The 12,329-nt window shown below is 69.7% G+C and carries 10 protein-coding genes and 3 pseudogenes; 4 read left to right on the forward strand and 9 right to left on the reverse strand.

What is annotated here, in order from left to right:
• Positions 1-58 precede the first annotated feature (58 nt).
• A pseudogene (locus EJK15_RS77860) lies at positions 59-544 on the forward strand (alpha/beta hydrolase); the annotation flags it as partial.
• Positions 545-633: 89 nt separating this feature from the next.
• Positions 634-819 (forward strand): annotated as a pseudogene (locus EJK15_RS77865) (alpha/beta hydrolase fold domain-containing protein); the annotation flags it as partial.
• A 133-nt stretch (positions 820-952) separates the two neighbouring features.
• Here EJK15_RS77865 and EJK15_RS41320 read toward each other — a convergent pair.
• The 3 genes from EJK15_RS41320 to EJK15_RS41330 all read right to left on the reverse strand — a co-directional run bounded on the left by EJK15_RS41320 (position 953) and on the right by EJK15_RS41330 (position 2,795).
• Positions 953-1,159, reverse strand: coding sequence for a hypothetical protein (locus EJK15_RS41320; protein ID WP_206061417.1), 207 nt, complete (start codon positions 1,157-1,159; stop codon positions 953-955).
• 223 nt (positions 1,160-1,382) lie between these two features.
• Positions 1,383-2,408 carry a hypothetical protein gene (locus EJK15_RS41325; protein ID WP_138715925.1) on the reverse strand — a complete coding sequence of 342 codons (1,026 nt, stop codon included), beginning with the start codon at positions 2,406-2,408 and terminating at the stop codon, positions 1,383-1,385.
• Between the two features lie 3 nt (positions 2,409-2,411).
• Positions 2,412-2,795 (reverse strand): hypothetical protein, encoded by a 384-nt coding sequence (locus tag EJK15_RS41330; RefSeq protein WP_138715926.1) that lies wholly within the window; start codon positions 2,793-2,795, stop codon positions 2,412-2,414.
• A gap of 53 nt (positions 2,796-2,848) precedes the next feature.
• Between EJK15_RS41330 and EJK15_RS41335 the strand changes: the two genes are divergently transcribed.
• A complete protein-coding gene (locus EJK15_RS41335; RefSeq protein ID WP_138715927.1) occupies positions 2,849-6,595 on the forward strand; it encodes a CHAT domain-containing protein in 3,747 nt (1,248 codons plus the stop codon).
• 414 nt (positions 6,596-7,009) lie between these two features.
• Here the strand turns inward: EJK15_RS41335 and EJK15_RS41345 are convergent.
• The 4 genes and pseudogenes from EJK15_RS41345 to EJK15_RS41365 all read right to left on the reverse strand — a co-directional run.
• Positions 7,010-7,375: pseudogene (locus EJK15_RS41345) on the reverse strand (hypothetical protein); the annotation flags it as partial.
• A gap of 406 nt (positions 7,376-7,781) precedes the next feature.
• Entirely contained in the window at positions 7,782-8,618 is an 837-nt protein-coding gene (locus tag EJK15_RS41350) for an alpha/beta fold hydrolase (protein WP_138715928.1), read from the reverse strand.
• Positions 8,619-8,699: 81 nt separating this feature from the next.
• The gene (locus EJK15_RS41355) at positions 8,700-8,843 is read right to left on the reverse strand and encodes a hypothetical protein (RefSeq protein ID WP_206061418.1); all 144 of its coding nucleotides are present in this window, start codon (positions 8,841-8,843) and stop codon (positions 8,700-8,702) included.
• 688 nt (positions 8,844-9,531) lie between these two features.
• Positions 9,532-10,032, reverse strand: coding sequence for a PaaI family thioesterase (locus EJK15_RS41365; RefSeq protein WP_138715929.1), 501 nt, complete (start codon positions 10,030-10,032; stop codon positions 9,532-9,534).
• 105 nt (positions 10,033-10,137) lie between these two features.
• On the opposite strand from EJK15_RS41365, the gene EJK15_RS41370 reads away from it, so the two are divergent.
• Positions 10,138-10,605, forward strand: coding sequence for a winged helix-turn-helix transcriptional regulator (locus tag EJK15_RS41370; RefSeq protein WP_138715930.1), 468 nt, complete (start codon positions 10,138-10,140; stop codon positions 10,603-10,605).
• Positions 10,606-10,807: 202 nt separating this feature from the next.
• Here the strand turns inward: EJK15_RS41370 and EJK15_RS41375 are convergent, their stop codons facing one another.
• Positions 10,808-11,725 carry an alpha/beta hydrolase gene (locus EJK15_RS41375; RefSeq protein WP_206061419.1) on the reverse strand — a complete coding sequence of 306 codons (918 nt, stop codon included), beginning with the start codon at positions 11,723-11,725 and terminating at the stop codon, positions 10,808-10,810.
• A gap of 63 nt (positions 11,726-11,788) precedes the next feature.
• Positions 11,789-12,329: oxidoreductase (locus EJK15_RS41380; RefSeq protein WP_476739202.1), on the reverse strand; the 541-nt coding region annotated here is incomplete at its 5' end.

Consider the following 12,329-nt stretch of genomic DNA (forward strand, 5'->3'; position numbering starts at 1 on the left):
CACTTCCGCTGACAAGCCGGGCACACCCGGCGACGTCGCCCTCCCGTCAGGAAAAGCAATGACCGAGCACCCCTTCAACCCACAGCTGCGAGCCGCGCGGTTCCTTCCCCGCACCATCATCAACGCCCGAACGCTTCCCACGCTCCGTGTCCTCACCAAGCTCACCGGGAGGGCTCGGCGGCCGGACGCGCAGGTCGTATCCGTGGACGCCGACGTGTCGGTACACGTCTTCCGGCCGGCTTCGGCCCGGCCTCGGACTCCGGCGCTGTTGTGGATCCACGGCGGCGGAATGGTGCTCGGCGACGCGGCGCAGGACAGCGGCTTCTGCCGCCGGATCGCCGATCAGCTCAACATCGTCGTCGTCTCGGTGGAGTACCGGCTCGCACCCGAACACCCGTTCCCGACGCCGCTGGAGGACTGCTACACCGCGCTGCGCTGGCTCGCCCGCCAGCCCGACATCGATCCCGCACGCATCGCCGTCGGCGGCGCCAGCGCCGGCGGCGGTCTGGCCGCCGCGGTGACGCTGCTGGCGAAGGAGCGCGGCGAGATCCGTCCGGTCCTGCAATTGCTGTCCTACCCGATGCTGGACGACCGGACACCACCCGCACCGACATCGACCCGCGGCGGCTACGCATATGGAGCCAGAACAGCAACCGGTTCGGCTGGCGCGCCTACCTCGGCCCCGCCACCGCGGACGGCAACGTGCCCCCGCTGGCCGCGCCGGCCCGCTACGACGACCTCTCCGGCCTGCCGCCCGCATGGATCGGCGTCGGCACCAACGACCTGTTCCACGACGAGGACCTCACCTACGCACGGCGCCTGCAGCAGGCCGGCGTCGCCTGCACCCTTCACGTAGTGCCCGGCGCCTACCACAACTTCGACTCCATCGAAGCGAAAGCCGCCATCTCCCTGGCCTTCGTCAAGGCCCAGACCAGCGCACTGGACGAAGCACTCAACGGCGGCTGAACGGACGCCCGCAATGGTCGCGCATCTCCCACAGCGGCCGACCGAACCAGGCCCGGATCTGCTCCAGATGCACGACGTCGGAGGAGATCGTCCCGTCCGACAGCCCGGCCGCAGCCCGCGCCAGCATGAACCCCGCCAGCACGTCGGTCTCCAACGCCTCCAGGTCCTCCGCAGTGGCCGGAGCACGCGCCACCCGAAGATCCTTCACCACCGCCAGCGCCAACTCCGGCCTCCTCGCCTTCACCGTTAGAGCAAGACGAACGATGAGGACGATAGACCTTCAGTCGCCGACACCCGCCAGCAGGTCCGCGGCCGCACTGAGCAGTGACGGGAGGGAACTGTTCAATGTGGTCATGAGCCGGCGTCGTGTACCTCGCCTACGAGTGGGCGGGCAAGCCCTCCTACGGCTCCGGCGTCTAGTCGAGCATCTGACGCGGCCACGCGCGTTCGGCTGGTCGATGTTGCTGGGGCGGAGCCGGCTGGGGTGGGAGGCCTCGCAGGAGACCGGTCAGGGTCGTGCCGGTTTCGCGAGTGACCGGGCCGGTGTGTTCGAGGCCGACCCGATGGGCGAGGTCGGCTGACTGGAGGCGGACGGTGGCTTCCACCAGCAGCGCGTACATGTCGCAGGCGGTTCGCGCTCGTCGCCAGGCCGTCAGCAGTACGGCGGCGGCGATCGGCAGCCCCGGCCACCACAGGGCGGCGACGGCGAGGTAGAGCACGCCCCAGCCGGCCAGGGTGGTGGCGCGGGTGAGGGTCTCGCGGGCGGTGGTGATCTCGGTGCGGGTGGTGTCCGGGGCGGTGAGCCAAAGGTATGGCCAGACCGTGGCGAGGTCCAGGCCGAGTTCGCGGTCGAGCCGGACGGTGACGTCGTTGAGCCGGTCACCCATCCAGGTGGGGCGCGCAGGCGGTTCAGCGGCGATCCGGGCGATCTTCCGGTACGCGAGTTCGCGTGGGGACGGCAGCGGATCGGGGAATGCCGGGCCGCCGCTCGCCGGGGCAGGCGGGTTCGCGCCGAGCCGGGCTTGGACGTGGGCGGCCGCGGCTTCGTCGAGGGTTTTGCGGTAGGCCGACAGCGCCCGCGTCCAGCGGCGGTGCCGGCGGCGGGTGCGGAGGGCGGCGAGCCGGCGGAGCGGGGGAGGCCAGCCGGCCCAGTCGGCGGCCAGCCAGAGGCGTTCGACCAGGCTGCCCAGGCCCTGGGCGGCCAGCCCCGCGGCGGCCGCGGCGAGGAGGTACGCGCCGAGAAGGGCGAGGCCGGCCGCCGAGGCGGCGTCCGCGTTCACGGTGTCGAGCCGGTCGGTCACGCGGCGGGCGTCGAACGGGTGGGTGTGCCCCAGCGCGTGGGCGGCGGCCAGGGCGGCGACGTACAGCAGGCCCGGCAGGACGAGCAGTGTGAACCAGCGGTCGGCGATTTTCTTGCCGAGTTCGGCGAGCAGGCCGCCCATGGGCTACGGCAGCCGTTCGAGCAGCATCGGGGTCTCGTCGATCTCGCAGGCGGGCGTGGCCGGAGCGCCGGGCTCAGGCCAGTGGTAGCGGGAGCAGCGGCGGTGCGGGCATACGTACAGGGTCTCGAGCGGGGCGGCGGCGGTGATGCCGGCCAGGCGGGCGGAGCGGGTGGAGTCGCCGTACACGCCGAGCACGTCCCCGCCCGCCAGCAATGCCTCGTGCAGGTCGTCGAGGGGTTGCACGACGTCGTCGCCGTCGCGGATCGCGGCCAGAAGCCGGTCGAGGGGCGCCGGGTCGCCAAGGTGGTCGAGCTGGGAACGGATTTCGGGAAGGTTCCCGCACACGTACGCGATGGCGGCACTGACCCGCTCAGGTAATCCGGCCATTCCACTCCTCATCGAACGCGGCAACGGAGCCGTACCGAAAGTTAGCATCAGGCATGCGCGAACAGTATCTCGCCGCCGTGCAGGCGCACCTCGACCGTGTCGCCGCGACGCAGGATCTGTCCGCGGTCGTCCACCCTGGTGTGCTGGGCGACGCCCAGCGGCTGGCGGCCCTGCTGCGCGACGGCGACGGCGACACCGACGCCCGGCTCGCGCTCGGCTGGCTGCACTACTACCGTTACCTGGCCCTGCCCGAGGGACCGGATCGGGACGAGCTGCGGACGGCCATCACCGTTCTCCTCGACTGCTTCGTCGTCGGCGTCGAACCCCTGCCCGACCAGCTCCTGCCCATCCTGGCCGACCTCGCGGCCCCCTTCGGCGACCAGGTGCTGCGGCACGCGATCGCCGCGCCGAACCCCGACGCCGCGGAGGCCGCCGTCGAGCTGTGGCAGCGCATCACGCTCGCGGTGAGCGACGACAACCCGGAGTGGGAGACGTACTCGTCGAACCTGGGGCTGGCTCTGCGGATCCGCTACGACCGGACGGGCCGGCGCGAGGACCTCGACCTGGCCGTGGACATCTTCCGCCACGCCACCGACAACATTCCCGCTGACCACCCCTATCGGCCGGAACACCTCAACCGGCTCGGCCGCGCGCTGCAGGACCGGTCGGCGTCCGCTGACGATCTGGACGGCGCCGTCGCCGCGGGCCGGGCGGCCGTCGACCTCGCTCCGCCCGGCCACTCCAACCGGCACGCATATCTGGCCAACCTCGGCAACGCCTTGCGCGCACGGTACGGGCTCACGCGGACGCCGGCGGATCTGGACGCGGCGATCGACGCCACCCGGCAAGCCGCAGACGCCGCCCCGGCGGCAGGCCCGGATCGGGCGGGTTACCTGTCCACGCTCGGCGCCCTCCTGGCCACGCGCTACGAACGCGTCCAGCGGCTCGCGGATCTCGACGCAGCCGCCGAGGCGTTGCGCGAGTCGGCCGCCGCCGGGCCGGATGACGCGTCCCGGCACTACAACCTGGGCGTGGTGCTGTACCGGCGGTTCGAGCGGTCGGGGGAGCGGGCCGACCTCGACGGTGCCGTGGATGCCTACCGCCGGGCGCTCGACCTCGTTCCCGGCCATGGCGGATGGCTGAACAACCTCGGCGTCACACTGCGGGTGCGGTTCGACCGCGCGGGGAACGCGGCGGATCTGGAGGCCGCCGTCCGGGCCGGGCGGCAGGCCGTCGAACTCGAGCCCGGCGATCCGGCGGCGTTGACCAACCTCAGCGTCACCCTGATGACGAGCTTCCGCCGCACCGGGACGCGCACGGATCTCGACGAGGCCGTACGCCTGGCCGGCCAGGCTGAGGCCGCCATGCCCGCCGGGCTGCCCGGCCGGGCCGGCGTCCTGAACAACCTCGCTCTGGCGCTGATGCTGCGCGCCGAGCGGACCGGCTCCGCCGACGACCTCGCGCGCGCTGTCACCACAGCGCGGGAAGCCGTCGCCGCCTCGCCGCCTGAGGATCCCGACCGGCCCAACCGGCTGGGCAACCTCATGGCCGCGCTACGCCTCCGGTTCGAGCGCGCCGGCGACATGGAGGACATCGATGCCGCCGTACGCGCCGGTCAGGCCGCTGCGGACGCCGTTCCCGAAGGCCATGGCGCACGCGGCGAGCTCTTGAGCAATCTCGGCGGTACGCTGCAGCGGCGCTTCGAGCGCACGTCGCGGATGCGCGACCTGGACGCGGCCATCGACGCCGTAGGGCGTGCCGTCGAGGTGACCCCCGACGATCATCCGAACCGGGCTCGATACCTGGCCGACCTGGGAGTCGCATGGCACAAGCGGTTCGCCGTCACGCGTGCGCCGCACGATGTGGAGACCGCCATCGACGCCATCCAGAAGGCTCTTGACGCCACCCCCGCGGATCACCCGCAGCGGGCCGGTCATCTGTCGAACCTCGGCAACGCGCTGCTGGCCGCCGACCGGATCGACGACGCCATCACCGTGTTGCGGGAGGCAGTGGACCTCACCCCCGCCGATCAGCCGGACCGTCCCGGATACCTGTCCAACCTGGGGAACGCGCTGGCGGCGCGGTACCGGCGTACCGGAGCGGGGGCGGAGGAAGCGCTGGCGGCCTACCGGGCGACCCTGAACGATCCGCTCGCCACGCCCGCCATGCGGATCAGCGCCGCCCGCCCCGCCGCCGAGCTGGCCCGCCACCAGCGGCCGGATCTCGCGGCCGACCTGCTGGAGACGGCGGTCCGCCTGCTACCGGAGGTCACGCCCCGGCACCTGCACCGCCGCGACCGGCAGTACCACCTCAGCCTGTTCCGCGGCCTGGCCGGCGACGCCGCCGCCCTCGCTTTGGAGGCCGGCGGAGAATCGGCCGCGGTTCGGGCGTTACGGCTGCTGGAGGCGGGACGAGCGGTGCTGCTCGGCCAGTTGCTGGAGACCCGTGGCGACCTGTCCGGCCTCGAACGCGACCACCCCGCCCTCGCCCGCCGTTTCGCCCGCTTACGTGGCGAACTGGACGCCGACCACCTCACCAGGGACGGCCGAGTCCGGCTGACGAGCGATTTCGCGGCGCTGGTGGCGGAGATCCGCGGCCACGACGGTTTCATGACGTTCATGGCGCCGCCGGAGCCGGAGGAACTGATCGCCGAGGCCAGGTCCGGGCCCATCGTCGTGTTCAACGTCAGCCGCTACCGCAGCGACGCCCTGATCCTCACCACCGGCGGCATTACCTGCGTCCCGCTGCCGCTGCTGACCGGGGACGCGGTCGTTCAGCGGTTCCATACGTTTTCCGAGGCACTGAACCAGTCCGCGGACCGGGAGGCGGGCTGGCAGGCGCGCGTGGCGGCACAGGACACGCTGCACGAGGTGCTGGAGTGGCTGTGGGAGGCCGCCGCCGGGCCGGTGCTGGACGTGCTGGGCTATGACGACCTGCCCGGCGCCGACCTGCCGAGGGTGTGGTGGGTCACCGGAGGGATGCTGGGAATGCTCCCCTTGCACGCCGCGGGCCACCACCGCGGCGGCGGGCCGTCGGTCATGGACCGGGTCGTCTCGTCCTACACCCCGACCATCAGAGCCTTGCGCCACGCTCGCCGGCCTACCGCACCCGGAGCGGGCCAGGCGCTGATCGTGGCCATGCCGGAGACACCGGGCCAGAGTCCGTTGCCCAACGCGGCCGCCGAGGCCGCGCTGCTCCACGAGCGGATGCCGGACGCGCTGACCCTGATCGGCACCGCCACCAGGGCGCAGGTGCTGGCGGCGCTACCTGAGTGCTCGATCGCGCACTTCGCCTGCCACGGTGTCAGCGACCTCGCCGACCCCGCCGACAGCAAGCTGCTGCTGGGCGACCACGACAGCGCGCCGCTCACCATATCCAGCCTGACCTCGGCCAACCTGGAGCGGGCAGAGCTGGCCTACCTGTCGGCGTGCTCCACGGCGCTGATGTCGGTGGTGACACTCGGCTCGGTCGAACTCGACCCGGCATTGCGGGCCGAGCTGCCCGGCCTCGCCGCCGCCGTGGCCGCCGTCAACCAGAACGCCGACCTGGTCGACGAGGCCATCCATCTCTCCTCGGCCTGCCAAATCGCCGGGTTCCGGCACATCGTCAGCACCTTATGGGAGATCGACGACGCGGTGGCCGTCCGGCTGGCAGACGACTTCTACGCCGGGTTGCGTGGCGATGCCCACGGTGGCTCCGGAAGTCCGGCGCGTGCGCTGCACGACGCTGTGCGGGCGCTGCGCGACAAGCGCCCGCGCCTGCCCTCGCTCTGGGCGTCTTACCTGCATGCGGGAGCGTAGCCGAACCCCTCCCCGAGCCGGCCTTCCCGTTCGGCTTCGGCGATGTGGTCATGAAGGTTGTCGCGAATCTCGATCATCCGTGGGAGCTGCGCGGGGTCCGGCCGGAGCATCGGGCGTCTGACACTGGACGGCTGCCCGGCGCTGCTCCTCAACCGCTACCGCGGCGGCCGGCTGTCGGCCCGCGCGGTCGACCAGCTGCCCGACGAGCTCGCCATGGAGGCGGACCTGGTCGACGAGAACGGCGCGCCCGCCGCCTCGCGCAGGCGTGGCGGCGCCCGGATACCTCCAGGATCAACCACGATACGCAGAGAATGCAGGATCTGGCCCGTGGATCAAATCGACATTGAGCCGCGTCGCGTACTCCCGGCGAGCACACGATGTCACGAATGGCATCAATGCGCCGACAGCGACGGCTCACCGCGAAGGAGTCGCCACTGGATCGCCGACGGCGCAGTCACGCTCGGGTGACAGTACGCCCAGGTAGGCAGAAAGCGGCGCCAGCGCCGGGTCCACTTTCTGGGCGGTGGCCGCGTCGAGGACCGCGTACTCGCGCCAGCCCAGGACGTGCAGGACATGGTCGCCGGGTGCGAAGCCGTCGGCGTTGGAGGCCAGGACGCGGCCGACCGCGGGCCCGTCCATGGGCTCGCCTACCGCGTACGGCCCGATGTAGGACTTCTTGGCGCTCATCCGGCCGCGCATGTAGGGGTCGACCGAGAGGTACTCGTTGGCGATCAGGATCTGCCCCGGGCCGGGCGCGGGGATCTGCACCTCACGCAGCGCGAAGTCGGCGGCCCTCCGGGCGGGCCTCCAGGTGCCATGCGCGTCCGGTGGTGGGCAGGGTTTGTTCGGACATGAGAATCCTCTTCCTTCGGGTGAAAGGTTTCATGACGTGGATCACGGCAACGCCCTTGTCGCGGCCTGCGGAATGTCGTTGCGGAACGGGCGGACAGTGCTGTCGCTGACAGTGTTGTCGGTCATGTCCTCACGGTTTCCGTGCGTGCGGAGAAAGGCGAACGGGAGGTGATTGGCGCACGTCTCTTCATCGCAAGTGCGCGACAACAGAGCCGGCGTGCCGGTAGGAGGTCGCTGACGGTGTGGAAAGCCGCGGACCGGCTTCACGTGTGCGGTCTTCGGCTGGGAGTTCATCTGCCCGGCCGATCCGATCCGATCCGATCCGGGAAGTGATTTATGGCGCGAGGAATTCCAGAGCCTTTTTGACGAAGTCTTCGTGATACTGGAATATGCCGCCGTGTCCGGCGTCAGGATACAGTGTGAGCTGGGCATCCGGCAGCCGTCGAGCCAGGTCGACAGAATTGCTGCTGGGCACCATCCTGTCGTTGTCGCCGTTTGCGACCAGGACGGGATGCTGGATATCCATCAAGTCGGAGGGCTCTTGCAACCCCCAGGCATGGATGGCCTTGAGCTGGGAGCGGAAAGCCGCCAGCGAAATCGCCGTGTCCCGGTTGTCCGTACGCTCCTTCAGCCGTTTCAAGAACTGCCGAGCCGCCGCCTGGCCATTTGACGTTCGGGTGAAGAAGAGATAGTACTTCGGATCTTTGAAGGTCAGCGCGCCTTTTATCGTGTCGCGGATGGTGAGGGAGGTGACCTTGTCGATGCCTCGGCCGCCAGCCGGGCCCGTGCCCGCGAGAATGAGCCTGCGAACGAGCTTCGGCTCTTCTTCCGCGATCACCTGTGCGACCATGCCGCCGAGGGAGAAGCCGAGAAGATCGACCTGATGAAAGCCCATCACCTTGATGAAGGCGATGGCGTCACGCGCCATCGCGGCTATCGAATCCGGTGTTTTGCCTTGTGACGCGCCGACGCCTCGATTGTCGAAGGTGATCACCCGATGTCCGGCGGCGATGCCGTCGACGATCCTGGGATCCCAGTTGTCCAAGATCCCGGTCAAGTGATTGAGGAAAATCACCGGCACGCCGGTGTACGCGCCGAGCTGCCGGTAGGCGAAACTCGTTCCGCCGACATCGAGGGTTTGGGTGGGCGCGTGCCTGTATGTGGTGACCATGGTTTCTCCTGGTGAATCGACGGTGTACCTCGCGTGGCCCAGAGGCGCCTATGAGCCGATGGTGGCGAGCAGTTGTTCTGTTCAGGCGCCGAGATGGCTGCGGAGCCACTGACCCATCTGCTCGATGGCTTGGTCCACCTCGGGCACGCGCCCCGCGCCCAGGATGAACGAGTGCTGCCCCTCGGGCATCAGGTCGAGGCCCGGCGCCGACGACTTCGCAGGCACGCTCTCAAGGGACTGCGCAAACTGCTGCGCCTGCGGACTGACTCCCACGGTGACACTCCTGCTAAGTGCGGCACTTCTTGTGCGCAGCTCGATTTAGATTACGACCATACGACCATATGGTGAGAACCCGTCTCAGGGCAAGGGTTCCAGCGGATTTGGATTATGATCGTACTGATATGGGATGTGGGCAGGGTGCGTGAGCCCTCCCCAGCGGATGGGAGAACGTATCGAAGCCGCTCCCGTCAAACTCGGCTCCCCGACCCGCCCCCTGCCGGGCTGGGACGTCCGCGTCCTCGCGCCCTCGGGCGAGCAGGCGCACGCGGGCGTCGACGGTGCGATCGTCGTGAGGCTCCCCCTGCCGCCCGGCGCACTCCCCACTCTCTGGAAGGACGACGATGGCGACGTCGCCTCCTACCTCTCCGCCTACGCCGGCTACTACCTCACCGGCGACAGCGGCCACATCGACGAAGGCGGCTATGTCTTCGTCATGGGCCGCACCGACGACGTCATCAACGTCGCCGGACACCGGCTGGCCGTGAAGTGCCGCCCACCTTCTACGGCGGCGGCGAGGCCGGCTACACCGACCACCTCACCTACGCCGCCTGAGCAGAGCACCCGCCGAGCGGAATATCGATGCACTCCCTGTTGTCCCGGCTGCCCCCACGGACCGAGGGCCCTGCCTGCGGAGTCACACCTGAGGGGAGGGCACCGGGAAGAGCAGGCAGCTGCTGGTGGCGTGGGCGAGCAGTCGGTCCGTCGCGTCGACCAACTGCGCCTGGGCGAGAGCGGTTCGACGACTGCTGTTGACGATCGTGCCGATGGCGCGCACCGGGCCCGTGTCCACGGTGATCCGTCGCAGGAACTTCACGGTCAGATCGAGCGAGGTGTACGCCATGCCCTGCGGGAGAGTGGACTGGACGGCGCAGCCCGCCGCCGAGTCGAGCAGGGTGGCGAAGATGCCGCCGTGCACGCTGCCGATGGGGTTGTAGTGCTCCTCGCCCGGTGTCAGCGAGAAGACCGCCCTGCCGGGCTCCACCTCGTCCAGGGCGAAGTCGACGGTGTAGTTGATCGGTGGCCTCGGCAGCCGCCCCGCCTGCATCTCGCGCAGGAAGTCGATGCCGGCCATGCGCCCGGCGGCCTCCGCCAAGATCGCGGGGTCGTCCCAGTGATACGTACGCGTTCGCCCCACGGTCCAGCGCCCTTCCCTCAGACTGTCAGCTGACTTTTTCAAGTGAAGCTAGGCGTTTGTTCACCTGACTGTCAATGGCGAAGGCAGGTCCCTTACGATGGCGGGATGGAGTGGCTCGAGGCGAGCACGGAGAACTGCCCCGTCCAGCGCACGCTCGACGTGATCGGGGAGAAATGGACGCTGCTGATCCTGCGTGACGCTGTCAACGGCGTCCGCCGCTTCGACGACTTCCACCGCCACATCGGCCTGTCGGAGGCCGTCCTCAGCGACCGCCTCCGCAAGCTGACCTCGGCCGGCATCCTGAAGACCGTCCCCTACCAGGAGCCCGGCAGCCGCTCCCGCAACGAATACCGCCTGACCCGCAAGGGCTGGGACCTATGGCCCGTTCTGATGGCGCTGAGCCAGTGGGGCGAGGCATACACCCTCGGCTCCGAGGACCCTGTACTGGACGTCCGCCACACCGAGTGCGACGCCCCGGTCCGCGTCGTCGTCGAGTGCTCCGCGGAGCACTCCACCCTCACTCCCCGTGAAGTCACCGCCCGGCTGGGAACAGGCGCCCGCCTCCGGTCGTGAGCCATCGACCTCGCGGTCGCGGCCAGACAGCGGTGAGACATCAGCTGAGTGCCGTGTACTCCGCCGCCGTTGCCCCTCAGCGCACGATCGACTTCGGCGCGCCGTCGCCGGGAGGGTGCGCGCGGCCGCAGGCCATGTCGGCGTCCGTCCACCGTCCCGATCCGGCAGGCGCGCGGATCTTGCAACTGCCGAGCCGAACCGGTCAGATCTTTGTCTTCTCCCGGACCCACGCGCCGATCTGTGCGATGGCGGCGTCGGCCTCCGGGACCCGGCCGGCACCGTAGACGTACGAGTGCTGGCCTCCCGGGACCACAACGGTCGCCGTGTCGATTCCGGCGTCCTTGACGCGGGCAGCGAACTCCTCGTCCTCGCCGGCGAGGACCTCGTACGTTCCCCAGGAGACGAGGGTCGGGGGCAGACCGCTCAGGTCCGCCCGGTTCAGATTGATCCTGGTGTCCGTGAACTCGATGCCCGTGCCGCCGATCCAGGACTCCCGGAAGAACTCCAGCAGATCCTTGCTGAGTATCTTGTCCGTCTCGGCGTTGGTCGCCATGGTCTCGTTGGCGATTTCGAGGTCGCACCAAGGGGATATCGACACGATGGCGCCGGGCAGCGGCTGCTTCTTCTCGCGGAGGCGAAGCGCCAGGGCGACAGCGATGAACCCGCCGATCGAGTGCCCGATCGTGATGACGTTTCCCGCCTCATACCCTTCGGATAGCAGCCAGTTGAAGACCGCCTCCGCGTCGTCCAGCTGAGCCGGGTACTTGTGTTCCGGTGCTCGCCGGAAGTCCAGGACCAGTACGGGGACCCCTGCGGCCTTGGCGATATGGCCTGCGAGCTTTCGGTCGACGAATGCCGACGAAAGAACGGAGCCCCCGGCGTGACCGTGCAGGAGGACGTAGTCGGTGTTGGAGTCGACGGGTTCGCACCAGATTCCCAGAACACCACCCGCGTCCACCTCCCGATAGGTGACGCCTTCCGGCTCCCGGGCCGTGAGATGGACGCTCTCCACCCGGGTGCGCGTCGCATCCAACTCGGACTCGGGAATCACCAGTCCGGCCATAAAGTCTGCGAATTCGATCGCTTCCGGGCTCAGTTCAACGGCAGTGTGATCAGACACGTGGCACCTCCATGGGGCCATTTGGGCATACCGGCCCGCCAGGACCGGTATAGCCGGGGTTTGTCAGGCGGCGTGGGTGGGGTAGTCGGTGTAGCCGGCCTCGCCGCCGCCGTAGAAGGTGGCGGGGTCGGGGGTGTTCAGCGGCGCGCCGGTGCGTACGCGCTCGACCAGGTCGGGGTTGGCGAGTGCCATCACGCCGACGGTGACGATGTCGGCCAGGCCGTCCTCGATGTCCTTCGCGCGGGTGGCGATGTCGGTGAACGGGTTGCCGGGAGAGATCCGGAAGCCGGTGCGGCCGGCGCCGATCTCCTCGGCCACGGCGGTGGCGATCTCGACGGCGAAGCGGATGCGGTTGTCGATGGAGCCGCCGTAGCGGTCGGTGCGCTGGTTGGTGTTGGTGGCGAGGAACTGATGCACGAGGTAGCCGTTGGCGCCGTGGATCTCTACGCCGTCGGCGCCGGCCGCCGCGGCGCGCCGGAAGCCCTCGACCGTCGCGGCGACCTCCTCGGTGGCCAGCTCGCGCGTTACCGGCATCTCCTGAGGGCCGGACGGGGTGAACATGGTGCCCGCCGGCTGGATCGGGGAGGGGGCGACAGGCTGCCGG

This window comes from Nonomuraea basaltis (assembly GCF_005893125.1).
GTDB lineage: Bacteria > Actinomycetota > Actinomycetes > Streptosporangiales > Streptosporangiaceae > Nonomuraea > Nonomuraea basaltis.